The sequence below is a fragment of the Micromonospora sp. H61 genome, assembly GCF_018070325.1.
GTDB lineage: Bacteria > Actinomycetota > Actinomycetes > Mycobacteriales > Micromonosporaceae > Micromonospora > Micromonospora salmantinae.
The window spans coordinates 1-23,931 of sequence record NZ_JAGPXY010000087.1 but is presented as its reverse complement, the minus strand read 5'-3'; the positions used below and the strand labels follow the sequence as shown (position 1 = coordinate 23,931).

The following is a 23,931-nucleotide window of genomic DNA, read 5'->3' as shown; positions in this document are numbered from 1 at the left end:
AGCTGGCCCGGCTCGCCGCCGCCGGGGTGCCCGGCGCGCACCCCGACGACTGGTGGGGGCTGCGGGTGCTCTCCGACGACCGGCCGCTCGTCGACGACGGCGACCCGGTGCGGGTCACCCCGTCGGCCATGGAGAGCGCGCTGCGGTGCTGCCTGCGCTGGCTGCTGGAACGGCACGGCGGCAGCGGCCCGACCAGCACCGCGCAGGGGGTGGGCAACCTGGTGCACGCCGCCGCGATGCTCGCCGAGGACGCCAGCGCCGACCGGGGCGCGCTGCTCGACTACGTGGCCGCCCGGTTCGACGCGATCGAGCTGGCGGCCCGGTGGATGGCCGGGCCGGAGCGGGAACGCGCCGAGGCGATGGTCGACAAGCTGCTGCGCTGGCTCGCCACCAATCCGCGCCGGTTGCTCGCCATCGAGCACGAGTTCGCCGTCCGCCTGGACGACCCGAACCGGCCCGTCGACCTGACCGGTCGGGTCGACCGGCTGGAGGTCGACGAGGCCGGGCGGCTCGTGGTAATCGACCTGAAGACCGGCAAGTCCACTGCTGTCACCGGCACCGACCTTGCCGAGCACCCGCAGCTCGGCGCCTACCAGGCGGCGGTGGAGGCGGGGGCGTTCGCCGAGTTCGGTGACGAGTCCGGGGGCGCGGCGCTGGTGCAGCTCGGGACCTCCGCCAAGGACGCCAGGGAGCAGAACCAGCCGGCCGCCAGCGAGGGCCCGGCGGCCGGTTGGGCGACCGCGCTGGTCCGGCGGACCGCCGATACGATGGCAGCCGCCACGTTCGCCGCGGTGGCCAACTCGAAGTGCCGGGTCTGCCCGGTGCGCACCAGCTGCCCGGTCTCCGGGCAGGGTCGCCAGGTCGTCGAGCCGCCCACCGTCCGACGCACAGGTGAGGGCGAGGAGTGAGCTTGCGAGCCCCGCAGTCACGAACTGAGATAGCACCGTGAGGGCGAGGAGTACGCCGGTGTTGGGAACTGAGACGGCACCGTGAGTCAGCCCACCCTGTTCGGCGCGGGCCCCGCCCCGACGCCCCGACTCGCGGACTCCGGCCCCCGGTACACACCGGTGGAGCTGGCCAAGCTGCTGCGGTTGCCGGCACCCACCCGGGAGCAGGCCGCGATCATCGCCGCCCCGGTGGAGCCGCTGCTCGTGGTCGCGGGGGCAGGGTCGGGCAAGACCGAGACGATGGCCGCCCGGGTGGTCTGGCTGGTGGCCAACTCGTACGTGCGGCCGGAGCAGATCCTCGGGCTGACCTTCACCCGCAAGGCGGCCGGCGAACTGGCCCATCGGATACGGACCCGGCTCGACCAGCTGATCCGCCGACTCGGCCGGCAGGGACGGGATCCGCTGAACGATCCGCTCGCGGGTGAGCCCACCGTCTCCACCTACCACTCGTACGCGGGGCGGATCGTCACCGAGCACGGGCTGCGGGCCGGCTACGAGCCGTCCACCCGGCTGCTCACCGAGGCGTCCCGCTGGCAGTTGGTCGACCTGCTGGTGCGCAACTACGACGGCGACATGTCCGAGGTGGACCGGATGCCGAGCACCATCACCGACGCGGTGCTGGCGCTGGCCGGGGAGCTGGACGAGCATCTGGTCGCGCCGGACGACCTGGCGGCCTGGACCGGTCGGTTCTTCGCCGAGGTGCAGTCCCGGCCGGGTCGGGTGTACGCCGACGTGCGCAAGGCGCTCACCCTCCAGCAGACCCGGTTGCGCCTGTTGCCGCTGGTGCGGGCGTACGCCCGGCGCAAGGAGGACTTCGAGGCGATGGACTTCGCCGACCAGCTCGCCCGGGCGGCCCGGGTGGCCCGGGACCACCCGGGGGTCGGCGTGATAGAGCGGGACCGCTTCCGGGTGGTGCTGCTCGACGAGTACCAGGACACCAGCCACGCCCAGGTGGTGTTGCTCAACGCGCTGTTCGGTGGCGGGCACCCGGTGACCGCGGTGGGCGACCCGTGCCAGTCGATCTACGGCTGGCGGGGGGCCAGCGCGGGCACCCTGGACCGGTTCCCCACCGAGTTCGCCCGCGCCAACGGGGAGCCGGCCCCGGCGCTGGGGCTCACCACGAGTTGGCGCAACCGCCCGGAGATCCTCCGGGTGGCGAACGCGCTCTCCACCCCGCTGCGGGCGGCGGGTGCCCGGGTGCCGGAGCTGCGCTCCGCGCTGACCGTCCGGGACCCGATCCCGCACCGCAGCCCGGGCGGCGCGGCCGGCGGCACCGTGCACTGCGCGATGCTGCCCACGTACGCCGACGAGGCCGACTGGATCGCCGACAGCGTGCTCGCCGCCTGGCGTGGGGCGGCCGGGATGCCGGGCGCGGCCCCGGAACACATCCCGGTGGACCGCCGTCCGACGACAGCCGTGCTGGTCCGGGTGCGCAGCCAGATCCCGGCGATCGAGTCGGCTCTGCGCGAGCGGGGCCTACCGGTCGAGGTGGTCGGGCTGGGCGGCCTGCTGGACACCCCCGAGGTACGCGACGTGGTCTGCACGCTGCGGGTCCTGGCCGACCCGACCGATGGCGCCGCGCTGCTGCGGTTGCTCACCGGCGCCCGTTGGCGGATCGGACCACGTGACCTGGTGGCGTTGCACCGGCGAGCGCGGGCCATCGCGAACGCTCGGCGACAGGTGGCCGCCGACGAGGCATCGGAGATCAGCCCAGACCTGTTGGACGAGGCGACTCTGGTGGAGGCGTTGGCCGACCTCGGGCCGGCGCAGGCGTACTCGGCGGAGGGGTTCGCGCGGCTGCGCGCGTACGGCCGGGAGTTGGCGCTGCTGCGCTACCGGCTGGACCAGGCGCTGCCGGACCTGATCGCGGACATCGAGCGGACCATCGGCCTGGACGTGGAGGTCGCGGTGCGGGCCGGCCGGGACGGCGCCGGCGACGCGGGCCTGGCCCGGGGGCATCTGGACGCGCTCGGCGACGTGGCGGCCCGGTTCAGCGGGGAGACGCCCGGCGCGACCCTGTCCGGATTCCTGTCCTACCTGGCCGCCGCCGAGGACGAGGAGCGCGGTCTGGCGCCGGGCGAGGTCGAGGTGGTGGAGGGCGCGGTGCAGGTGGTCACCGCGCACGCCGCCAAGGGCCTGGAGTGGGACGTCGTTGCGGTGGCCGGGCTCAGTCGTGGGCTGTGGCCGGGGCCGGTCCGCAACTCCGACCACTGGCTGGGTGGGCTGGGTGTGCTGCCGTTCCCGCTGCGCGGCGACGCCGACGGCCTGCCCGAGTTGGCACTCGACGAGGCGGGGGACCAGCGGGCCGTGGCGCGGGCGGTGACCGACTTCACCGACGCGTGGCGGGCCCACGACGAGCGGGAGGAACGCCGGCTGACGTACGTGGCGGTCACCCGGCCGCGCCGGCTGCTGCTCTGCTCCGGTTACTGGTGGGGGGAGGGCACGAAGCGACCGCGAGGTCCGTCGGTCTTCCTGCGTGAGGTGTACGACGCCTGCCTCGACGGCGGGCCGGGGCACCTGATCGACGCCTGGGCGCCGGAGCCGACTCCCGACGCGACGAACCCCACGGCCGAGGTGGTGCTCCGCGCGGAGTGGCCCGCTGACCCGCTGGGCGGTCGCCGGCCGGCGTTGGCCGAGGCGGCCGGGCTGGTGCGTCGCCTGATGGCCGACGGTCCGGCGGCGGCGCTCCCGGGGCCGGTCGGGCCGGTGCTCCCCGGGCCGGTCGGGCCGGTGCCGCCGGTCGGGCCGGTGCTTGCCGGGCCGGTGCCGTCGATCGAGGTCGAGCCGGTCGAGCCGGAGGTGGATCCGGAGGTGGCGCGCTGGCAGCGCGAGGCGGACCTGCTGTTGGCGGAGCGCGCCGAGCTGACCCGGCTCTCCGGTGCGGTCGAGGTGGCGCTGCCCGGGGCGCTGAGCGTCACCCAACTCGTCGCGCTGCGGCGTGATCCGGCGGCGCTGGCCCGTACGCTGCGTCGCCCGGTGCCGGCCGAACCCAACCCGTACGCCCGTCGAGGCACTGCCTTCCACGCCTGGTTGGAGCAGCGCTTCGGCGCCGACCGCCTGTTGGACCTGGACGAGCTGCCGGGCGCGGCCGACGCCGATGCCGCACCCGACGAGGCGCTGGTCGAGCTTCAGGAGCGGTTCCTGGCCAGCGAGTGGGCCGACCGGTCGCCGGTGGAGGTGGAGGTGCCGTTCGCCACTGTGATCGCCGGTGTCGTGGTGCGGGGCCGGATGGACGCGGTCTTCGCCCGGCCGGGTGGCCGGTTCGACGTGGTCGACTGGAAGACCGGCGCGCAGCCATCCGGGCCGGCGGCCGACGTGGCCGCCGTGCAGCTGGCGGTGTACCGGCTGGCCTGGGCGGAGTTGGCCGGCGTGCCGGTCGACCGGGTGGGCGCGGCGTTCCACTACGTCCGCCACGGGGTGACCGTCCGGCCCGCCGACCTGCTGGATGTGACGGGCCTCACGGCCATGATCGCCCAGTTGCCCGAGGATTCTGCCCAACGTTGACCACTGCGGGGAAAACCGTGGTAGGTTGACCGGGTTGCAGTTTTGGTTACCAGAGACTCTGTGTGCGCCTGGCGGGATTGTGGCCCCAGGCGCTCTTTGTTGTGTCCGGAGTTCTCCGGGCGGGGCGACCAGAAGCGACAGGCGATTCGCGCATCCCCGCGCGGAGCGCTCCTCTTCGGGCACGCAACAAGTGCATGTCCGACGTTCCGTCAAGGAGACGAAACACATGGCTATTGGCACCGTGAAGTGGTTCAACGCTGACAAGGGCTTCGGCTTCATCACCCCCGACGGCGGCGGCGCCGACGTTTTCGCCCACTTCTCGGCGATCCAGTCCTCCGGCTACCGGAGCCTGGACGAGAACCAGCGGGTCGAGTTCGAGGTGACCCAGGGCCAGAAGGGCCCGCAGGCGGAGAACATCCGCCCGCTCTGATCTTCGGATCGGTCAGCATTACCTGTCGCGCCCTCCGGGTGTGACGGTGACGGGACCGGCCCGCCCCGCTGCCGCCTGCGTACGCAGGTAGCGGCCCGGCGGCGGGCCGGCCTGTACTCCCTTTCGGTTCGTGCTTGTGAGTCCTGGCGGCCTTTTTCCGCTGGTGACAGCGCCGACTTCGGCGCCCTCCCTCGACACGTGCCGCGTCGAGGAAGGCTTCCGCATGACCACAGTTATTCCTTCGTTCGCTCATACCGGTCTGGCGCCGGCGCTGCTCACCGCGCTGACCGCGCAGGGCATCAACGAGCCGTTCCCGATCCAGTCGGCGACGTTGCCCGACTCGCTCGCCGGCCGGGACGTGCTGGGCCGGGGTCGTACCGGCTCCGGCAAGACCCTCGCCTTCGGGCTGCCGCTGCTGTCCCGCACCGCCGGCCGTAAGGCGCGGCCGGGCCGCCCGCTGGCTCTGGTGCTGGTGCCGACCCGCGAGCTGGCTCAGCAGGTCACCACCGCCCTGGCCCCGTACGCCCGCGCCGTCGGGCTGCGCTGCGCCACAGTGGTCGGCGGCCTGTCGTTGCAGCGGCAGGCGGACGCCCTGCGCGCCGGCACCGAGGTTGTCGTCGCCACCCCCGGTCGGCTGCACGACCTGATCAACCGTGGCGACGCCCGGCTCGACCAGGTCGAGATCACCGTGCTCGACGAGGCCGACCAGATGGCTGACATGGGCTTCCTGCCGCAGGTCACCAAGCTGCTGGAGCAGGTCGCGCCGCAGGGGCAGCGGATGCTCTTCTCCGCGACCCTGGACGGCGGCGTGGACCGGTTGGTCCGCCGCTTCCTGAGCAACCCGGTCACCCACTCGGTCGACCCGGGCACCGCGACTGTCACCGCGATGACCCACCACGTGCTGCACGTCGACGCTGCGGACAAGCCCGACGCGTTGACCCGGATCGCCGCCCGTGAGGGCCGCACCATCCTGTTCATGGGCACCAAGCACCGCGCCGACCGGCTGGCCCGCCAGTTGCTCTCCAAGGGCGTACGCGCGGCCGCGCTGCACGGCGGCAAGTCCCAACCGCAGCGCACCCGGATCCTGGAGCAGTTCCGCAACGGTCAGGTGACCGCCCTGGTCGCCACCGACGTGGCGGCCCGTGGCATCCACGTGGATGGCCTGGACATGGTGGTCAACGTGGACCCGCCGACCGAGGCGAAGGACTACCTGCACCGGGGCGGCCGTACCGCCCGGGCCGGCGAGTCCGGTTCCGTGGTCACGCTGGTCCTGCCGGAGCAGCGCCGGGACGTGTCCCGGCTGATGGCCACCGCTGGTATCCGGCCCGAGTCGGTCCAGGTGCGCGCGGGTGACGGAGCGCTGGCCCGGGTGACCGGTGCCCGCGAGCCGTCCGGTGTGCCGGTGACCATCGTCGCTCCGCCGGCGCCCGCCTCTCGGGCCCGTACCTCCGGCGGCTCGGCCGCCGACGGTGGCGCCCGTCCGGCGCACCGCGCGTCGGGCCGGTCCCGTCGGCCGCGTCGTCCCCGTACCGTCTGATCCTCTGCGCGTCGACCGACCCGTCCCGCTTCGGCGGGGCGGGTCGGTTTTTTCTGCGCGGTGTGCCGGGGCCGGTCGGCTGTCCGTGCGGCCCGACCGGTCGGCAGGTCGCGCCGGGTGGCCCCTCTGCTGAGTCGGTAATCAGCCTCCGCTGGGTCGGCTGGCCGACTGCGCCCCGGCCGGTCGTGGTCGAGGCTGATCGACGGGGGATGTCGGGCGGGGGGCCCGGCACGGGAGGGGTGACCATGGCGGGCGAAGCCGGCTCGGGCGCGCTGCGTGAACTGATCCTGGTGGTCGCGGTCGCGCTCGCCGGGTTGTTGCTCGCCATGGTTGCGGCCTTCGCGCCCTGGCATGCCACCTCGGCGGGCAACGCTCCCGCCGGTCTGGTGGAGATGCACAGTCCTGGCGACCCGGGCCTCGCCCCGGCGACCGCACACGTGGGCTGAGCAGCGACCGGCCTACCGGTGCCGGCGGAGGGGCAGGTCCGGTCAGGATCGGTACGAGGTGTGGTCGGGTCGGCGGGGCACCGGCCCGGCCACATCGCCTCGCCCCTCCGCGCCCCCTCCCGGCGCCGATCTTGCACTTTCGGATGTAGATATGGCGTGGGTGAGCAGGTCTGCCAGGGTGGTGCTGTCGACCACAGTGGCGATCGCCCCGTGCACCGCCAGCCAGACGTCGGTGAGCCCGGCGGCCACTCCGTGATAGCCGGCCCGCTCGGCCGGCAGACCGCGCACCGTGGTGAGCGAGCCGCCGACCGCACGCAGTACGTCTCCGACGGTGATCTCGTCGGCTGGGCGGGTGAGCGCGTACCCGCCGTCGGCGCCGCGATGGCTGTGCAGCAGACCGGCCCGGCGCAGGTCGAGCAGGATGCCCTGCAGAAAGCTGAGCGGGATGTCCTGCACCTCGGCCAGGCTGGCCGCCTTCACCAACTCGCCGACCCGGTCGCCGCCGCCGCCGTCAGCACCACCGGCGGCGGCGACGGCGAGCATCGCCCGGAGCGCGTAGTCACTGCGCGCGGAGACGAACACGTCACTGACCAGCCTGGTCCAGTACGCCCCAGCGGCGCCGGATCGCCTTGTCCGCAGCGCCGAACGCGGCGTCCACGACCAGGCCCACGACCAGGATGACGATCATCGTGGAGAGCAGCCAGGGTGAGTCGGACAACTCGCGCGAGTAGGTGAGCTGGGCGCCGAGCGAGGTCTGCGAGATGCCCACCACGAGCAGCTCACCTGCCATCAGGCTGCGCCAGGAGAACGCCCAACCCTGCTTGAGCCCGGCGACGATCGCCGGGAGGGCGGCCGGTGCGATGACGTACCGGTAGAGGTTGAGCCCTCGGGCACCAAGGTTGCGGCCGGCGCGCACCAGCAGCGGCGGCACGTAGTCCACCCCGGAGATCACCCCGTTGGCGATGGACGGTGCCGCGCCGAGCACCACCACGAAGAAGATCGCCTTCTCGCTCAGCTCGAAGAGCAGGATGGCCAGCGGGAACCAGGCGATCGACGGCATGGTCTGCAACGCGGTGATCATCGAGCCGATGGCGGCGCGCAGCACCGTGGACCGGGCCACCGCGAGGCCCAGCAGCAGGCCGACGGCGACCGAGAAAACGTACCCGAGGGCGGCCCGGCGCAACGTGGTGGCTATGCCTTCCCAGAGCTGCGGACCCTGGGCCTGGGTCATCAGCTCGCGGCCGACCTCCAGCGGCCCCGGCAACGAGTACGGTGGCTTCCAACCCGTCCAGACCACGAACTGCCAGGCGGCGATGGTGATGGCCAGGGCGGCGAGCTTGGGCCAGGTGGCCGCCCAGATCCGGGCGCCCCGGGAGACCTCCTTGTCCCGGCCGGCGATCTCCAGCGCGTCGAGGCCGGTGATCTCCGCGTCGGTACGCGCCGAACTGGTGAGGGTGTCACTGGCCATGGCGGCCCACCTCCGTACGGAGCCGCTCGGTGACCTCGGCGGCGATGGCGGCGACCTCGGGGGAGTCGATCCGGCGAGGGCGCGGGATGTCCACCTCGGTGGAGTAGATGATCCGGCCGGGTCGGCTGGAGAGCAGGATGATCCGGTCGGCCAGCCGGGCCGCCTCGCGGACGTTGTGCGTCACGAAGAGCACCGAGAGTTTGCGCTCGGACCAGATCCGTTCCAGCTCGTCGTGCAGGATGTCCCGGGTCATCGCGTCCAGCGCGCCGAACGGCTCGTCCATCAGCAGCACCGGAGTGTCCAGGGCCAGCGTGCGGGCGAGCGCGACGCGCTGCCGCATTCCGCCGGAGAGCTCGTGCGGGCGCTTGCGGCCGAAGTCGGCCAGGTGCACCGTGCGCAGCAACTCGGCGACCCGCTCGCGGCGTTGGGCCCGGGGCAGTCGACGCAGCTTGAGGGGCACCTCCACATTGGCGTCGACGGTCAGCCACGGGAAGAGCGCCGGCTCCTGGAACATCAGCCCCGGGTTGGCGTCGCCGGCGAGGGTGATCTGCCCACCGCTGACCCGGTCCAGCCCGGCCACCAGGTTGAGCAGGGTGCTCTTGCCGCAGCCGGACGCGCCGACCAGGCAGACGAACTCGCCGGGTGCGACGTCCAGCGACACGCCGTCCAGGGCCAGGACGGCGTTCGCCCCGCGCCCGTACACCTTGGTCACGCCGGAGAGCGCGACCGCGGTGGTCGCGCTCTGCGGCGTCGTCGTGGTCGACGTCATGGCTGGACGACCTCGGGCTTGCCGTGCGCCTTGAGCGCGTTGTTGAGGTACTGCAGGTCGTACAGGCCCTTGAGGTCCACCGGCTCGGTCAGGTCCACGTCGACTGCGTGGTCGAGCCCGGCCTTCAGGGAGGACGAGATCGGGTCGTTTGTGAACTCCAACGTCGGCCACGCCTGCTTGATGAGCTTCAGGTCCAGCGGCTTGCCGGTGATCTTGCCGATCGCGTCGGAGATGGCCTGCTGCGCCTCGTCCGGCTTGGTGTTGACGAACTCGTTGGCGGCCACCTGACCGTCGACCAGCCTCTGCACGACGTCCGGGTGCGCCTTGAGGAACTTGGTGCTCACCAGCAGGTTGGTGATGACGAACTTCTTGTCCGGCCACAGGTCGCGCTCGTCGACGAGCACCTTGCCGCCGGCGTTGACCAGGCGGGAGACGAACGGCTCGGGCACCCAGGCGCCGTCGATCGCACCGCTGTTGAACGTCTCGATGGTCTGGGCGTTCTCCTGCGGCACGATCTTGACGTCGCCGCCACCCTCCTTGGTGGTCTTGAGGCCCTGCTGCTTGAGCCAGTAGCGGATTGCCACGTCCTGGGTGTTGCCCAGCTGCGGGGTGGCGATCTTCTTGCCCTTCAGGTCCTGAGCGCCGGTGATGCCGGGCTTGACGACCAGCGCCACGCCGCCGGACGCCGCGCCCGAGATGACCCGGACGGCCGCACCCTTGGACTTGGAGAAGGCGTTCACCGTCGGGTTCGGGCCGATGTAGGTGGCGTCCAGCGCGCCGGAGAAGACCGCTTCGATGGCGGCCGGGCCGGCGTTGAAGGTCTTCGGGTCCAGCTTGACGTTGGTGCCGAGCTTCTCCGCGAAGATGCCCTTCTGCACGCCGACGACCGCCGGCGCGTGGGTGATGTTGGGGAAGTAGCCGAGGCGCAGCGTCACCGGGCCGGAGCTGCCGCCCGCGCCCTCGCTGTCGTCGCCGCACGCGGCGGTGCTGCCCAGGGTCGCCGCGCCGAGGGCGGCGAGGGTGGCCAGGGTGACCAACCGGCGCAAGGGGAGCCGTCTCATCGTCCATCCAATCCGCAGTATTCCTACTTAGTTGGTAGGAAGAGTGGGTCAGGCTGCGGTCAGCGTCAAGGCCCATCCACATGGCGGGATGGCGGGTCTCAGCCACGTCACCGAAGGTGCCGCGAGGGCGTCGACGAGTTCATCCCCTCCGGCTGGCCGCACCGCGAGGAGGCCGAGCGGGTCGGCGCCGAGGTGCTGCCCCTGGTGACGGCCCCGGTCGCGGCGGCTCCGGGAAGGTCGCGGGTGGCGGAGGTGTCGACGCGCTAGGGTCGACTCCGTGGCGGCGCGGAGATCCAGAATTCCAGCGACGAAGTATCCGGTCGAGCGGTTCACCCTCGACAACGGCCTGCGGGTGGTGCTCACCCCCGATCGCAGTGCCCCGGTGATCGGGGTGGCGGTGGTCTACGACGTCGGCATCCGCTCGGAGCCGGAGGGGCGTACCGGCTTCGCCCACCTCTTCGAGCACCTGATGTTCCAGGGCTCGGAGAACCTGGAGAAGCTGGCCCACTTCCGGCACGTGCAGGGCGCGGGTGGCACCTTCAACGGCTCCACCCACCTGGACTACACCGACTATTTCGAGACGCTGCCGAGCAATGCGCTGGAGCGCGCGCTGTTCCTGGAGGCGGACCGGATGCGGGGCCCCCGGCTGACCGAGGAAAACCTGCGCAACCAGGTCGACGTGGTCAAGGAGGAGATCCGGGTCAACGTCCTCAACCGGCCGTACGGCGGCTTCCCCTGGCTCACTCTGCCGCCGGTCATGTTCGACACCTTCCCGAACGCCCACGACGGTTACGGCTCCTTCGACGACCTGGAGTCGGCGACCGTCGCCGACGCCGCGGACTTCTTCCGCCGGTACTACGCCAGCGGCAACGCCGTGCTGGCGGTCAGCGGGGACATCGACGTGGCCGAGGCGATCGAGCTGGTCACCCGGCACTTCGGCGACGTGCCGGCCCGGCCGGCACCCCAACGGCCCGACTTCACCGAGCCCGACCTGAGCGCCGAGCGGCGCACCTCGTACACCGATGCCCTGGCGCCGCTGCCGGCGGTGGCCGGCGCCTGGCGCGTGCCCGACCCGGTCACCGACTTCGCCGGCTACCTGCCGTACGTGGTGCTGGCCGAGGTGCTCACCGACGGCGACGCGTCGCGGCTGGTGGAACGGCTCGTGCAGCGGGACCGCACGGTGACCAGCCTCGGCGGATACCTCGGTTTCATGGGCGACCCGTTCGACGTCCGCGACCCCACAGCGCTGCTGTTGCAGGCGCACCTGCCGCCCGGTGGCGATGTGGACAAGGTGCTGCGCACCATCGACGAGGAGCTGGACCGGCTGGCCACCGACGGGCTGACCGACGGTGAACTGGCCCGCACCCAGGCCCGGATGGCGACCCACCTGCTGCGGGACACCGACGCGGTGCTCGGTCGGGCGCTGCGGATGGCCGTGCTGGAGCAGCAACGCGGCGAACCGGGTCTGCTCAACGAACTGCCCAGGCTGGTCGGCGAGGTCACCGAGGAGCAGGTCCGGGCCGCCGCGGCCACCCTGCGCCCGGAGCGCCGGGCCGCCATCGAGGTCATCGCCGGAGGCGCCCGATGACGACTACCACCACTGCTCAGGTCGGGCCTCGTACGCTGCCGCCGCTCGGGCCGACCCGCAAGCTCAAGGTGCCCAAGCAGGCCGAGCGCACGCTGCGCAACGGGCTCACAGTGATCGCCGTACGCCGGCCCGCCGTGCCCCTTGTCGAACTGCGGCTTTGGGTGCCGTTCGGCCGGGTCCACCTGGCCCGCGGCGCGATGCTGTCGCAGACAATGCTCTCCGGCACCGAGTCGATGACCAGCGTGCAGATCGCCGCCGAGTTGCAGAAGGTGGGCGGCGGGCTCTCCGCGGGCGTCGACCCGGACCGGCTGATGCTCTCCGGCGCCGGCCTGGTCACCGGTCTGGACCGGATGCTGGAGCTGCTGGCCGAGGTGCTGACCGGCGCCAGCTACCCGAGTGACGAGGTGGCCACCGAACGGGACCGGCTGGTCGACCGGATCCAGGTGGCGCAGAGCCAGCCTTCGCACCTGGCCCGGGAGGCGCTGCTCAAGCGGATCTACGGCCGTCACCCGTACGCGACGCAGACGCCGGAGCCCGGCCAGATCCGTGCCGTCCGACCGGCCGCGCTGCGCACCCTGCACTCGGAGCGGGTCCACCCGACCGGCGCGCAGTTGGTGCTGGTCGGCGACGTGCAGCCGGAGAAGGCACTGGACGCGGCCGAGCGCGCGCTCGGCGGCTGGTCGGGTGCCGGGCGGGTGGCCGAGCTGCCGGCGACCCCGCCGCTGGAGCCGGGGCCGCTGCTGCTGATCGACCGGCCGGGCTCGGTGCAGTCCTCGCTGCGGATCGCGTTGCCGGCGGTGTCGCGCACCGACCCGGACCACGCCCCGCTGCAACTGGCCAACCTGATCTTCGGCGGCTACTTCTCCTCCCGGTGGGTGGAGAACATCCGCGAGGACAAGGGCTACACGTACGGCCCGCACTCGGTGATCGAGCACTCCGTCGCCGGGTCGGTGCTGGTCGCCGCCGCCGACGTGGCCACCGAGGTCACCGGCCCGGCGCTGCTGGAGACGACGTACGAGCTGGGCCGGTTGGCGTCGCTGCCGCCGAAGCCCGAGGAGTTGGAGCAGGCCCGGCAGTACGCCCTGGGCACCCTCCAGCTCGGCATGTCCACCCAGGCCGGGTTGGCGGCGTTGACCAGCGCGTACGCCGGCAACGGTCTGCGCCTGGACTTCCTCGCCGAGTACGCGGCGAGGTTGGCGAAGGCGAGTATCGACGACGTCGCGCAGGCGGCGGCCCGCTACCTGGCCCCGGCTCGGGCGGCGATCGTGGTGCTCGGCGACGCGGAGCGGGTCACCCCGGGGCTGGCCGCGCTGACCACGGTCCACACCGAGCAGAAGGCGTGAGCGAGCGAACCATGGGGCTCAGCAGCGGAGCGCTGGCGTGAGCGGGGAGGCGGCGCCGCCGTTGGCGCGGTCCACGCTGGATCGGGCCGCGCACCGGCGGGGTGACTCGCAGTGGTTGACCGAGGCGTGGTTGCGCGCCCGGGTGCTGCTGCTCGATTCGACCGACGACGGTCGGACGCTGGCCCGCACCGAGACGTCGCCTCCGACGTTGGTGCTGTTCGGAGCGGGCGACGTGCCCGCCGGGTCAGAGTCGATGGCGATGTTCCTGGGTGTCGAGCCGGACGGGGTGCCGGTCTTCGCTGTCGACGCGCCCCTTCCGGCGATCCCGGGGACCCGGGCGGTCCACCTCCGGGAGGTGGGTCACCTGCTCGCCGACCGGGAGGCCGGCATTTTCACCACCGCGTTGGCGCTGGTCAACTGGCATACCCGACACGGTTACTCGACGATCACCGGCGCGCCGACCGCGATGGACGAGGCGGGTTGGTCCCGGGTGGACCGTAATGGTGGGCGGATCTGGCCGCGCACCGACCCGGCGATGATCGTGCTCGTCCATGACGGCGTGGACGGCCCGGACGGCCGCTGCCTACTCGGCAACAACGCCGGCTGGCAGGGCACCCCGGGTGGTCGTCGCTACTCCTGCCTGGCCGGCTACGTGGAGCCAGGGGAGTCGGCGGAGGCGGCCGTGCTGCGCGAGGTCCGCGAGGAGGTGGGCATCGGAGTGGAGCGCATCGGGTACGTGGGCAGCCAGGCCTGGCCGTTCCCCGGCTCGCTGATGCTGGGCTTCCTGGCCACCGCGAACCCGACCGAGCCGGTGCGGGTCGACCCGTCCGAGATCGCGTACGCCCGGTGGTTCTCCCGCCGGGAGATCGGGGCGGCGTTGGCCGGGCAGACGGTGGACGTGGGCGACGGGGCCCGGCTGATCCTGCCGCCTCCGTCGTCGATCGCGCTGTTCCTCATTCACCGCTGGCTGGACGGCTGGGTGGACGCCGACCGCTGAGCACGGTCCCGACCCGTGGCCGCCGTTGCCGCGGCGGTCACGGGCCGGGAACACGGGCCGTCGTGGTCGGCGGGTGCGAGTAACGCGGCGGGGGAGCCGGTCCGACCACGACGGACGACCTGTGAAATCAGGTGCCGGTGCGGCCCGGTCTGTGTCGGAAGGCGGGCCGCGACTCGATCAGCGGGAGGACCTTGACCCGTTGCTTGCCGGCACGGACCGCGCCGACGGTGGCCAGGGCACGGGCCAGCAGCAGCGCGGCGTCCCGGTCCTCGGCGTGCACGATCTGCCGGCGCGGCTCGGGCGTGGTCGTCTCGTCGCGAAGTCGGTGGCCGTCCGCCCAGGCGGCGGCGATGTCCCCGTCAGCGACGGCGCGGATGTCGGTGCGAACGATCAGGAACCGCATGAGGGTCTCCGGATGAACCGCGACGGATGAGCCGGTGTGGAAGTTCCACGTACTCGAGGGCCATGTTACGCCCCGTGTTCGTCCCAGCAACTGAAACGCGCCTATCGGTTTCGAGCCTCGTCCGATCGGCGGATGGCTGCTCAGCAGGGTCGCCGCGTCGCAAAGCGACGGGGCCGCCGGCAGTGCGCCGACGGCCCCGTACCAGTCACCGAATCAGTTCAGATCGAACTGGCCCTTCTTCGCCCCGGTGATGAAACCGAGCCATCCCGCGCGGTTGAACAGCAGCACCGGGCCGCCCCGGTCCTTGCTGTCGCGCAGGGCGACCGCCGACGGTCCGGTGGCCAGTGGGGCGACCTCCACGCAGTTGGAGGTCTGGCTGCGTGTGCTGGTACGCCACGGGGCGTCCGCCAACGAGTGGGCGGAGACGGACGGCGTGTTGCGGATTTCGTTCATGGTTCTGCTCCTGATGTGCAGCGATCCGATGGGACGAGTGGTGCCGCACGTCCCGACGGAGGGTCCCCCGTGGATCACCGGTCCGTCAGTCGCCCTGATTCCCGGCGGCGTTGGGTCGGCGCCGTTGCCGGCCCGAACGCCACTGCGGATGGGGGCGTCGCCTCGGTCAGCCGTCCCGTTGCCTCGATCAGCCAGGAGAGGGTGTCCGAGGCGTTAAGTGCCGCCGTGCATAGCCACTCGAACACCACTTTATAGCGATTTAGCGTGATTGACTCGGTCGACATGACGTCGGTGAAGCCACCTTCGATGGCCAATGTCTCCGGATCGAGGGGATCGGCGAACCGATAGACCGAGAAGGCGGTCGGCGGAAGGTACCAACTGCCGATCTGGGTGTCCCGGGGCAGCACGTGCAGGGCCACGTTGGGCAGCAGCGCCAACTCGCAGAGTTGGAGCAGCTGTTCGTGCAGCACCTCTGGCGGACCGGCCCGACGACCGAGAGCCGCCTCCTCCAAGACCGCGGTGTAGCGGGGAGCGTGCGGCTCGCGGGTCAGCAACGACTGGCGGGCCAGCCGCGCCTGCACCTCTGTCTCCGGCTCGTCGCCGGGCTCCGGCTCGCCCGCGCCCGCGTTCACCTGCCGGGCCGACACGATCCGGAGCTGGGCGTACCCGGGGGTCTGCAACAGGCCCGGCACCAGCACCGGGTTGTACTCGGAGATCTCCGCGCAGCCCGCCTCCAACTCGGCCCAACCGCGCTGTTGCTGCGTCATCACCGGGAAGTTCTTCAACCAGCCGCGCATGTCGCCGGCCTCGTTGGTGATGCCCAGCAGCTCGTCGTGCAGCGCCTGGTCGGCGCCGTAGAGGTCGAGCAGGTCGCCGACGTCCTGCGGGTCCGGTCGGCTGCGGCCGTTCTCCAAGCGGGACAGTTTGGACGCGGAGGCCCAACCGATACGCTCGATGACCTGATCGCCGGTGAGGCCCGCGGCCTCACGGAGGCGGCGCAGCTCGACGCCCAACCGGCGACGACGCAGGATCGGGCTGGGTGCGGCAGGAGGCACAGTGTCCTCTTTCCCGTCGACCGCCGCAGACGCGACGGTAACTGTATGAAATTCGCCCCCCACGGTCAGTATGGACGGCGCGACCGGTGTCGGAGGTTCCGGCGAGGGCGTGTCTTGCGAAAATCGCACCACGGGAATGCCGGATGACGACGGACCCGCGGTCGCGGCCCGTCGACCTCGCCCACCTGGGCAGCCATCCCGCCGGAGGGACCCATGCGCACGATCCTGCGCCGACCCGACTTCCGCCTGCTCTTCGGCGGCCTGCTGGCCAGCATGACCGCCGAGTCGATCCTGCTGCTCGCACTCGCCATCTGGGTCAAGGATCTGACTGGCTCGAACGGGTTGGCCGGTGCCACGATCTTCGCGGTCATCGCGCCGATGACGCTGGCGCCGCTGGTCGGCTGGGTCGTCGACCGCTACCCGCGCCGACCGTTCTTCGTGGCCGCGAACGTGCTGACCGCGGCCCTGCTCGCCCCGTTGTTCACCGTCCGCGACGCGGGCGACGTCTGGGTCGTCTACCTGGTGGCCGCCCTGTACGGACTCTCGTCCATCACGCTCGGCGCGGCGCTCAGTGGGCTCATCCGCGAGATGGTGCCGGTCGAGCTGCTGGCCGACGCGAACGGCGTGCTCCAGACCGTACGCCAGGGGATCCGACTGGTCGGCCCGCTGGTGGGCGCGGCGCTCTACGCGGCGCTCGGCGGGTGGGCGCTGGCCGGAATCGGCATGGTCGGATTTCTGACCGCGGCGGCGGTGGTCACCGCGCTGCCCACCCCGCAACAACTGCCACCGGCCGTACGGCTGCGGTGGCCGGCCGAACTGGGCGCCGGTCTGCGGCACCTGGCCGGCGAGCCGGCCCTGCGACGGGCCCTGCTCGGCTACGGGCTCGGATCACTGGTGATGGGCTTCAGCGAGTCGCTCATCTTCGCCTACGTCGACCAGGGGCTGAACCGGGATGCCGCGTTCGTGGGAGTGCTGGTCACAGTGCAGGGCGTCGGCGGGTTGCTCGGTGGACTCTGCTCACCGACGTTGGTCCGCCGGCTCGGAGAGGTCGGCACGCTGGCCGCCGGGGTCGCCTTCTTCTCGCCGGCCGCGCTCGCGCTCGCGTTCCCCGATCTGCGGCTCGGGTTCGCGGCGGTGCTGCTGGCCGGGGTATCGCTCCCGCTGACGATGGTGGGTCTGCACACGCTGATCCAGCGCCGTACGCCGCCTTCGCTGGTCGGCCGGGTCGCCGCGGCCACCCAGGCGGTGGTCAGCGGGCCGCAGGCGGTCTCCATCGGAGCGGGTGCCCTGCTGGTCGGGTTCCTGGACTACCGGCTGCTGTTCGTGCTGGTCGGGGTGGCCACCCTGGCCGCCGGCAGCTACCTGTGGCGGGGCCGGCATCTGAGCGCGCCGGCCGGGGCCCGCCCGCCGACGCCGCCCACCCGCCCGACGCTCCCGGCACCTCGCCGTCCGGTCGAGGACGCCGACCGAGCCGGGCTTCCGACACCCACCGACCGTGGCCACCCGTTCCCGGACACGACGAGCGGCCGCCCCGGGTGGGGCGGCCGCGCACCGAGAATGAACCGGAAGATCAGGCGTTGAGCGTCTCCAGGTGCTGCTTCACCTGGGTGATCGAGGGATTCGTCAGGGCACTGCCGTCGGCGAAGCGCAGCGTCGGCACCGTCTGGTTGCCGCCGTTGACGCTCATCACGAACTCCGCGGCCTTCGGGTCCTGCTCGATGTCGACCACCTCGTACCCGATGCCCTCCCGGTCGAGCTGCGACTTCAGCCGGTGGCAGTAGCCGCACCAGGGGGTGGAATACATCGTCAGCATCCTCGGATCCTCCAACTCCTCCGGCCGCGGCTTGCGGATCAAGCCGAGGCTGTTCGCTGCAACGCTGGGAGGAGCTGAGATGATTCCTGGTTGTGGTGGTTCACTCAGCGTCGGAACAGGTGCTCGCCGGGCTGGACCCGGAGCAGCGCTCCGCCGTGACCGCACCTGCCGGACCGGTCTGCATCCTGGCCGGCGCCGGCACCGGCAAGACCCGGGCGATCACCTCCCGAATCGCCCACCGGGCGCTCTCCGGGGAGATCTCCCCCCGGCACGTGCTCGCTGTCACCTTCACCGCCCGCGCCGCCGCCGAGATGCGACACCGCCTCACTCTGCTCGGGGCGAGCGGTGTCCAGGCGCGGACATTTCACGCCGCCGCGCTGCGCCAGGTGCGGTACTTCGCGCCCCGGCTGCTGGCCGGCCGCGCCATGCCCGAACTCCTGGACAGCAAGGTACGACTGGTCACCCTCGCCGCCGCCCGGGTCGGCCTGCGTACCGACCGGGCCGCCGCCCGCGACCTGGCCGGCGAGATCGAGTGGGCGAAGTCGTCGCTGGTCGAGCCGACGGACTACGTGGTGGCCGCGGCCCGGGCGCTGCGCGACACACCGCACGAGCCGACGAAGGTCGCCGACGTGTTCACCGCGTACGAGCAGCTCAAGCGCTCGAACGGCGTGATCGACTTCGAGGACATGCTGCGGGCCGCGGTGTGGGGCATCGAGGAGCACCCGGACGTCGGCGAGCAGATCCGCAGCCAGTACCGGCACTTCGTGGTCGACGAGTACCAGGACGTCAACCCACTCCAGCAGCGGTTGCTGGACGCCTGGCTGGCTGGCCGCAACGACCTGACAGTGGTCGGCGACGCCAGCCAGACGATCTACTCGTTCACCGGGGCGACCTCGGCGTACCTTGTCGACTTCCCCCGCCGGCACCGCAACGCCACAGTGGTCCGGCTGGTCCGTGACTACCGCTCCACCCCGCAGGTGGTCGGGCTGGCCAACGCGGTGATCTCCCAGGCCCGGGGCACCGAGGCGCGCCTGCGGCTGGAGTTGAGCGGGCAACGCCCGCCCGGCCCCGAGCCGGACCTGCGGATCTTCACCGACGAGCCGGCCGAGGCGAACGCGGTGGCCGCGCGCTGCCGGTCGCTGATCGACGCGGGCACGCCGGCGAAGGAGATCGCCGTGCTGTTCCGCGTCAACGCGCAGTCCGAGGCGTACGAGAAGGCGCTCACCGAGGCCGCGGTGCCGTACGTCGTGCAGGGCGCGGAGCGGTTCTTCGAACGTACCGAGGTGCGCCAGGCGATGGTCGCGCTGCGGGCGGCCACCCGCTCGATCCCGGGGGAGACTCCGCTGCCGGCCGCCGTCGTCGAGGCGCTCACCGCCGTCGGCTGGGCCCCGGACGCGCCCCCGGCCGGCGGCGCCGCCCGCGAGCGGTGGGAGGCGCTGTCCGCGCTGGTCCAGCTCGCCGAGGAGTACGCGGCCACCCCCGAGGTCGTGCCGATCGGCGAGGCCGCCTCGGTGGAGCGCCCGGTCACCCTCACCGACTTCACCGAGGAGTTGGCGCGCCGGGCCGCCCAGCAGCACGTGCCGACGGTGGACGGCGTGACGCTGGCGTCCCTGCACTCGGCCAAGGGGTTGGAGTGGGACGCCGTCTTCCTGGTCGGCCTCGCCGAGGGCACCCTGCCCACCACGTACGCCAAGACCGTCGAACAGGTCGAGGAGGAGCGCCGGCTGCTCTACGTCGGGATCACCCGCGCCCGGGAGTGGCTGTGGCTGTCGTACGCCGCCGCGCGCTCGCCGGGCGGCCGGGCCCGGCGGCCGTCGCGGTTCCTGCCCCAACTGGACCGCTCCGGCGGCACCGAACGGGCGACCGGCGGCGCCGGTCCGGCCCGCACTCCCGAGCGACGGCGAACCCAGATCGTCTCCTGCCGGATCTGCGGCGCCACCCTGCTCGCCGGCCCGGACCGCAAGCTCGGCCGCTGCCCCACCTGCCCGTCCGACATAGACGATGAGCTGCACGAACGGCTGCGCGAGTGGCGGCAGCGGGTGGCCGGTGCGCAGAAGGTCCCGGCGTACGTGGTCTTCACCGACGCGACGCTTGTCGCGTTGGCCGAGCGGCGACCGGGCCGGTCGGAGGAGTTGATTGCCATCGCCGGTATCGGCCCTCGCAAGTTGGGTCTCTACGGGGAGTCGGTGCTGGCCCTCGTGGCCGGTGCCGGGGTGGACGATGTCTGCCCGGAGAAAACTTTCGAAATCTCGTCGTAAATTCGTTTGCCCTCGCCCCGGCGCGAGGAATAGCCTCAGGACACACCACGCGAGCGGCGCCATTCCGGCTGCTCACGAGGTCGGTCCAGTCGATTCGAGGAACGTGAGGGAGGTGGCACCCGTGAAGATCTTCACCTATGAGCGTCTGGCGGCGATGCCGTCTGTCTGCGCTCCGCTGTCGGCTGTCCGGGTGGCCCTTACGGCCGCACGACCGTCGGTTCCACAGGTGCACCAGGTTCAGGCCGAGCTGATCCTGACCGTCGCGCCCGCTGGAGTCGAGGGGACCAGTGGCTTCACGGGCAATGGCATCCAGGTCGCCAAGAAGCGCATGGATGTCCGCGGCGTTCCACCTCGAGGTAAACCGGTCTGACCATCAGACTCCGGCTCACCTCGAGGCCGCGGAACCCGCTTACCGGGATCCGCGGCCTCAGTTTTTTGCCCGCCGTAAGTACGTCGGAATGCGATCCACGAGATCGAAGTGAGAGAGAGGTGACCGGGAGATGAGTCTGGCGTTGGCCCCCCTCGACATGAGCGTCGAGATGGAGGCGAACCTGCCCTGCCGGAAGTTCGACCCCGACCTGTGGTTCTCCGACTCGCCCACCGAGCTCGAGCTGGCCAAGTCACTCTGCGGGGACTGCCCGCTGCGTGTCGAGTGCCTGGCCGGAGCCGTTGAGCGAGCGGAGCCGTGGGGCGTCTGGGGCGGCGAGATCTTCGAGCGTGGCGCGGTTGTCCCGCGTAAGCGGCCCCGTGGCCGTCCGCGTAAGGAGGACGTCGCCCGTGACGCCGAGCTTCGGGTCGAGGCCGAGGCGCGCCTGGCGGCCAGTGGGCTGTCCGAGGTGCGTGGCGCGGTCCGGCTGGCAGCCTGACATGTTCCCGACCCGTTCCAACTACGCCGGTGGCACACCGGCAGTGAGTGAGAAAACGATGTTGAACGTTCCGAGTGGAGCCTTCGAGATGCAACTACTCCACGAAGCGTTGACCCGGGCTCGAATGCGCCGGCCTCAGGCCGGTCGTACCACCACGAGCACTGAGGCAACCCGATCCGCCCGTACCGTCGCCATGACCGGCCGCAACCAGGCGGCTCGCGACCTGGGTGTTCTCTAGTACCACCCCACGCAGAAGGGCGGGTGCCGACCGGCACCCGCCCTTCCCCATGTGTTCAGCCGTCCGGGCCTCGACGGTCAGGCGACCGGGGCGAAGCCGGGCAGCCAGCGCTCCAGGATGCTCCGGTAGGGGGCCTTCGCCTCCAACTGGCAGAGCACCCCGATCGACCCGAGCGTCACCCGGTGGATCAGCAGGTACGACGGTGGCAGGTTGAGCTGCCTGCTCAGCTGGTACGTGGGGGAGCGAGGGCTGGCCAGTCGACCCGCCTCGGCCCGTAGCCAGGCCCGGGTGAACCGGAACCCGTCCGCCGCGATGGGCTCCAACATGGGGCGGATGAAGTCGAGCACCCCCTCGGCGTCGATCTCCTCGGCCGAGCCGATGAACCCCTCCGACCGCAGCCCGGCCACGACCTCGTCGGCATCGCCGCGCAGGGCCGTCGCGGCGATACGACCGATCGGCTCCGGAGTGCCCTCCGGCATCCGGGCCACCGCACCGAAGTCGATCACCCCGAGTCGACCGTCGGGCAGCAGCCGGAAGTTTCCCGGGTGCGGGTCGGCGTGCAGCAGCCCGGCCCGCTGCGGCGCGGAGAGGTGCAGGGTGGCCATCAATCGGCCCGCCTCGTCCCGATCCTCCTCGGTACCCTCGCGGATGATGTCGGCCAGCGGGGTGCCCGTCACCCATTCGGTGACCAGCACCCGGGGCGAGGCATTGACCACCTCGGGGATGTAGATCTCCGGGTCGTCGGCGTACGCGGCGGCGAAGGTGCGCTGCGACTCGGCCTCCAACTCGTAGTCCAACTCCTCGGTGATCCGTTCGCGCAGCTCGGCCAGGAGCGGCTTGACGTCCAGGCCGGGTTGGATGGCCCGGAACATTCCGCCCAGTCGGGAGAGCTGCTTGAGGTCGGCGAGCAGGGCGTCGCCGGCCCCCGGATACTGGATCTTGACCGCCACGTCACGGCTGTTCGGTTCGCCCGACTCGTCGAAGCCCGGCTCGCGCCAGCGCGCGCGGTGCACCTGACCGATGCTCGCGGCGGCGGCCGGGACGTCGTTGAACTCGACGAACAGGTCCCGCCAGTCGGGGCCGAGCTGCTCGGCCAGCACCTTGTGCACGCTGGCGGCCGGCAGCGGTGGCGCCGCCTCCTGCAACTTCGTCAGCGCCTGCCGGTAGGGCGCGGCGATCTCCTCCGGCAACGCGGCCTCGAAGACCGACAGCGCCTGGCCGAACTTCATCGCCCCGCCCTTGAGCTGGCCCAGCACGCTGAATAGCTGCTCGGCGGTGCGCTGCTGAATCTCCGCGGAGATCACGTCGGAGGCCAGCCCGGTGACGCGCTTTCCCATCCCGAGAACGGTCCGGCCGGCGAAGCCGAGCGGTAGGGCGGCGAGCTTGGCGGTGCGGGACACGGCGCGGCGCGGGATGTCGGTCACCCGGTCATTGTTACCGACCGGAGGGCCCCGCTGCTGCTCTGCGGCCGGGCTGGTGCGGACACTCGGCCTCGCGAGCACTCACACGCCGGGTGTGGCGGCCAACCCCGACGACGGAAACGGCCGGCACCGGTGATCTCCATGGCACTGCCCAGCGTCTCCGGATGGCCGCCGTCCAGCTGCGTCAGCGACTCGGCCAGGGCGTACCCGCAGGCGACGAGCAGCGTGCCGGTCGTTGCGGCGGCCACCGGGTCGGCGGCGGCGAGTTGCGCGGCGAGCCGGGGCCAGGCCGGGTCACGGTCGGCCCGGTGCAGCTCGACGCAGTGCAGGCAGGGCCCGGCTGGTGGGCGGACCAACGGCCCGATCACCGGTACGCCTTCGCGCAGTGTGACCAGCAGGTGCGGCTGCCGGCGCTGGGCGAGACCGGCGGCGAGCAGCGCGGGAGGCCGGTCCGTGCCGAGCTGGATCACCAGGTCGATCCGCCCGGCGCGGCTCGGATGGGTGCCGGTACCCGGTGCGACGCGGTTGACCGCAGCCCGCACCGCCGGTGCGAGCGGCCCGCCCAGTTCGGCGGCGGGGATGCCGGTGCCGATCAGGTCGACGGGGCGTACCGAGCCGGTGAGCTGGGGAATCACCTGCCCCACGCCGGACTGGGCCAACGCCACCGTCAACGGCCCGCCGAGCGCCCCGGCGCCGGTGAGCAGGACGCGGGCCGCCCGCCGCCTACGCAGGACCTGGGCGGGGGTGCCGGGCAGTCGGGCGGCGGCCAGGGCCAGCGCGCCGGCCTCCGCCGCGAGCCGGGCGCGGACCGGGCCGGTCAGGTCGCGGGGGAGCAGGCTGTGCGCGGCCACCAACAGGCCGGCGGCCCGCAGGGCGTCGAGCAGGGTACGCGCGTCGTCGGCGCTGACCTGGGCGGACGCCGCCTGGATCAGCACGGTCCGCTCGCTGCGGGTGCCGTCGAGCAGGTCGAGCAGGTGGGCGGCGCGGGGGTTGGCCAACTCCAGGAGGGCAGCCGGCCCAGGGCCGAGGCCGAGTTGCAGGGTGTGCCGGTCCCGCCAGAGCCGGTTGAGGCCGGGCAGCAGGGTGGGGCGGGGCAGTACGGTACGGCTCATGGTCACGAATCGTGACCGCGTGTTCGCGTTCAGTCGATCGTTGTCCACAGGCGGTCAGGCCGCTGTCCAGCGCTATCCACAGGATTTGACGGGTTTTCCACAGCCCTTAGCGCCTGTTGTCGGTCACCCGACAGGGCTACCGCAGCGCTGGCACGCACTCCCGATTCGGCAACGGGGGTGGGGGGGGCCCCCCGCCCCCCCCCCCCCCCTCACCCCGTCTCG

General features: G+C 72.2%; 22 protein-coding genes. 12 read left to right on the top strand and 10 right to left on the bottom strand.

The features are described 5' to 3' along the window. The 5 genes from KBX08_RS28900 to KBX08_RS28880 form a co-directional block, all read left to right on the top strand. Window positions 1–908: PD-(D/E)XK nuclease family protein (locus KBX08_RS28900; protein ID WP_210786472.1), on the top strand; the 908-nt coding region annotated here is incomplete at its 5' end. A gap of 81 nt (window positions 909–989) precedes the next feature. Further along, a complete protein-coding gene (locus KBX08_RS28895) occupies window positions 990–4,451 on the top strand; it encodes an ATP-dependent helicase (protein WP_210786470.1) in 3,462 nt (1,153 codons plus the stop codon). A 226-nt stretch (window positions 4,452–4,677) separates the two neighbouring features. Further along, window positions 4,678–4,881 carry a cold-shock protein gene (locus KBX08_RS28890; RefSeq protein ID WP_007464836.1) on the top strand — a complete coding sequence of 68 codons (204 nt, stop codon included), beginning with the start codon at window positions 4,678–4,680 and terminating at the stop codon, window positions 4,879–4,881. 223 nt (window positions 4,882–5,104) lie between these two features. Beyond that, window positions 5,105–6,418 carry a DEAD/DEAH box helicase gene (locus tag KBX08_RS28885; RefSeq protein ID WP_210786468.1) on the top strand — a complete coding sequence of 438 codons (1,314 nt, stop codon included), beginning with the start codon at window positions 5,105–5,107 and terminating at the stop codon, window positions 6,416–6,418. A gap of 245 nt (window positions 6,419–6,663) precedes the next feature. Next, complete coding sequence (locus KBX08_RS28880) at window positions 6,664–6,864, top strand: hypothetical protein (protein WP_210786466.1); 201 nt, start codon at window positions 6,664–6,666, stop codon at window positions 6,862–6,864. Between the two features lie 42 nt (window positions 6,865–6,906). Here KBX08_RS28880 and KBX08_RS28875 read toward each other — a convergent pair whose 3' ends face one another. Genes KBX08_RS28875 through KBX08_RS28860 form a run of 4 tightly spaced genes read right to left on the bottom strand, consistent with a single transcriptional unit; the run spans window position 6,907 to window position 10,162 of the window. Then, entirely contained in the window at window positions 6,907–7,446 is a 540-nt protein-coding gene (locus tag KBX08_RS28875; RefSeq protein ID WP_307850677.1) for an Rrf2 family transcriptional regulator, read from the bottom strand. A 1-nt stretch (window position 7,447) separates the two neighbouring features. Next, complete coding sequence (locus tag KBX08_RS28870; protein WP_210786465.1) at window positions 7,448–8,332, bottom strand: ABC transporter permease; 885 nt, start codon at window positions 8,330–8,332, stop codon at window positions 7,448–7,450. Continuing rightward, entirely contained in the window at window positions 8,322–9,101 is a 780-nt protein-coding gene (locus KBX08_RS28865; RefSeq protein WP_091406162.1) for an ABC transporter ATP-binding protein, read from the bottom strand. Before KBX08_RS28865 ends, KBX08_RS28870 begins: the two co-directional genes overlap by 11 nt. Continuing rightward, complete coding sequence (locus tag KBX08_RS28860; protein WP_210786464.1) at window positions 9,098–10,162, bottom strand: ABC transporter substrate-binding protein; 1,065 nt, start codon at window positions 10,160–10,162, stop codon at window positions 9,098–9,100. Before KBX08_RS28860 ends, KBX08_RS28865 begins: the two co-directional genes overlap by 4 nt. A gap of 277 nt (window positions 10,163–10,439) precedes the next feature. On the opposite strand from KBX08_RS28860, the gene KBX08_RS28855 reads away from it, so the two are divergent. From KBX08_RS28855 to nudC, 3 genes are read left to right on the top strand one after another with little or no spacing between them, the layout of a single operon-like run. Then, window positions 10,440–11,750: a pitrilysin family protein gene (locus tag KBX08_RS28855; RefSeq protein WP_210786463.1), complete on the top strand. Its 1,311-nt coding sequence runs from the start codon at window positions 10,440–10,442 to the stop codon at window positions 11,748–11,750. Then, window positions 11,747–13,093 (top strand): pitrilysin family protein, encoded by a 1,347-nt coding sequence (locus KBX08_RS28850; RefSeq protein ID WP_210786462.1) that lies wholly within the window; start codon window positions 11,747–11,749, stop codon window positions 13,091–13,093. Before KBX08_RS28855 ends, KBX08_RS28850 begins: the two co-directional genes overlap by 4 nt. 37 nt (window positions 13,094–13,130) lie before the next feature. Beyond that, window positions 13,131–14,090, top strand: a complete 960-nt coding sequence (gene nudC / locus KBX08_RS28845; RefSeq protein WP_210786461.1) for an NAD(+) diphosphatase — start codon at window positions 13,131–13,133, stop codon at window positions 14,088–14,090. A gap of 127 nt (window positions 14,091–14,217) precedes the next feature. Here the strand turns inward: nudC and KBX08_RS28840 are convergent, their stop codons facing one another. From KBX08_RS28840 to KBX08_RS28830, 3 genes are all read right to left on the bottom strand, one after another. After that, window positions 14,218–14,493 carry a hypothetical protein gene (locus KBX08_RS28840; protein ID WP_091406149.1) on the bottom strand — a complete coding sequence of 92 codons (276 nt, stop codon included), beginning with the start codon at window positions 14,491–14,493 and terminating at the stop codon, window positions 14,218–14,220. Between the two features lie 213 nt (window positions 14,494–14,706). Then, a complete protein-coding gene (locus KBX08_RS28835; protein ID WP_112583698.1) occupies window positions 14,707–14,946 on the bottom strand; it encodes a DUF397 domain-containing protein in 240 nt (79 codons plus the stop codon). A 74-nt stretch (window positions 14,947–15,020) separates the two neighbouring features. Further along, window positions 15,021–16,001, bottom strand: coding sequence for a helix-turn-helix transcriptional regulator (locus KBX08_RS28830; protein ID WP_210786460.1), 981 nt, complete (start codon window positions 15,999–16,001; stop codon window positions 15,021–15,023). A 213-nt stretch (window positions 16,002–16,214) separates the two neighbouring features. Between KBX08_RS28830 and KBX08_RS28825 the strand changes: the two genes are divergently transcribed. Further along, complete coding sequence (locus KBX08_RS28825; protein WP_210786459.1) at window positions 16,215–17,582, top strand: MFS transporter; 1,368 nt, start codon at window positions 16,215–16,217, stop codon at window positions 17,580–17,582. Here KBX08_RS28825 and KBX08_RS28820 read toward each other — a convergent pair. After that, complete coding sequence (locus KBX08_RS28820) at window positions 17,572–17,814, bottom strand: mycoredoxin (protein ID WP_030337579.1); 243 nt, start codon at window positions 17,812–17,814, stop codon at window positions 17,572–17,574. The genes KBX08_RS28825 and KBX08_RS28820 overlap by 11 nt on opposite strands. Before the next feature lie 92 nt (window positions 17,815–17,906). Between KBX08_RS28820 and KBX08_RS28815 the strand changes: the two genes are divergently transcribed. The 3 genes from KBX08_RS28815 to KBX08_RS28805 all read left to right on the top strand — a co-directional run bounded on the left by KBX08_RS28815 (window position 17,907) and on the right by KBX08_RS28805 (window position 20,938). Further along, a complete protein-coding gene (locus tag KBX08_RS28815; protein ID WP_210786458.1) occupies window positions 17,907–20,072 on the top strand; it encodes an ATP-dependent DNA helicase UvrD2 in 2,166 nt (721 codons plus the stop codon). Window positions 20,073–20,226: 154 nt separating this feature from the next. Further along, complete coding sequence (locus tag KBX08_RS28810) at window positions 20,227–20,442, top strand: hypothetical protein (RefSeq protein ID WP_210786474.1); 216 nt, start codon at window positions 20,227–20,229, stop codon at window positions 20,440–20,442. Between the two features lie 130 nt (window positions 20,443–20,572). Further along, window positions 20,573–20,938 (top strand): WhiB family transcriptional regulator, encoded by a 366-nt coding sequence (locus KBX08_RS28805; RefSeq protein WP_030490434.1) that lies wholly within the window; start codon window positions 20,573–20,575, stop codon window positions 20,936–20,938. Between the two features lie 315 nt (window positions 20,939–21,253). Here the strand turns inward: KBX08_RS28805 and KBX08_RS28800 are convergent, their stop codons facing one another. Together KBX08_RS28800 and KBX08_RS28795 are read right to left on the bottom strand one after the other, a co-directional pair. Beyond that, on the bottom strand, window positions 21,254–22,600 hold the full coding sequence (locus KBX08_RS28800; protein WP_210786457.1) for an AarF/ABC1/UbiB kinase family protein: 1,347 nt from the start codon (window positions 22,598–22,600) through the stop codon (window positions 21,254–21,256). Beyond that, window positions 22,597–23,709, bottom strand: coding sequence for a TOMM precursor leader peptide-binding protein (locus KBX08_RS28795; protein ID WP_210786456.1), 1,113 nt, complete (start codon window positions 23,707–23,709; stop codon window positions 22,597–22,599). The genes KBX08_RS28800 and KBX08_RS28795 overlap by 4 nt, the downstream gene beginning before the upstream one ends. Between the last annotated feature and the right edge of the window lie 222 nt (window positions 23,710–23,931).

Coding starts and splice junctions, on each gene's coding strand:
- KBX08_RS28890 (WP_007464836.1), top strand. CDS start 4,678: ATGGCTATTGGCACCGTGAAGTGGTTCAACGCTGACAAGGGCTTCGGC.
- KBX08_RS28885 (WP_210786468.1), top strand. CDS start 5,105: ATGACCACAGTTATTCCTTCGTTCGCTCATACCGGTCTGGCGCCGGCG.
- KBX08_RS28880 (WP_210786466.1), top strand. CDS start 6,664: ATGGCGGGCGAAGCCGGCTCGGGCGCGCTGCGTGAACTGATCCTGGTG.
- KBX08_RS28870 (WP_210786465.1), bottom strand. CDS start 8,332: ATGGCCAGTGACACCCTCACCAGTTCGGCGCGTACCGACGCGGAGATC.
- KBX08_RS28865 (WP_091406162.1), bottom strand. CDS start 9,101: ATGACGTCGACCACGACGACGCCGCAGAGCGCGACCACCGCGGTCGCG.
- KBX08_RS28860 (WP_210786464.1), bottom strand. CDS start 10,162: ATGAGACGGCTCCCCTTGCGCCGGTTGGTCACCCTGGCCACCCTCGCC.
- KBX08_RS28850 (WP_210786462.1), top strand. CDS start 11,747: ATGACGACTACCACCACTGCTCAGGTCGGGCCTCGTACGCTGCCGCCG.
- KBX08_RS28840 (WP_091406149.1), bottom strand. CDS start 14,493: ATGCGGTTCCTGATCGTTCGCACCGACATCCGCGCCGTCGCTGACGGG.
- KBX08_RS28835 (WP_112583698.1), bottom strand. CDS start 14,946: ATGAACGAAATCCGCAACACGCCGTCCGTCTCCGCCCACTCGTTGGCG.
- KBX08_RS28825 (WP_210786459.1), top strand. CDS start 16,215: ATGCGCACGATCCTGCGCCGACCCGACTTCCGCCTGCTCTTCGGCGGC.
- KBX08_RS28820 (WP_030337579.1), bottom strand. CDS start 17,814: ATGCTGACGATGTATTCCACCCCCTGGTGCGGCTACTGCCACCGGCTG.
- KBX08_RS28810 (WP_210786474.1), top strand. CDS start 20,227: ATGCCGTCTGTCTGCGCTCCGCTGTCGGCTGTCCGGGTGGCCCTTACG.
- KBX08_RS28805 (WP_030490434.1), top strand. CDS start 20,573: ATGAGTCTGGCGTTGGCCCCCCTCGACATGAGCGTCGAGATGGAGGCG.
- KBX08_RS28795 (WP_210786456.1), bottom strand. CDS start 23,709: ATGAGCCGTACCGTACTGCCCCGCCCCACCCTGCTGCCCGGCCTCAAC.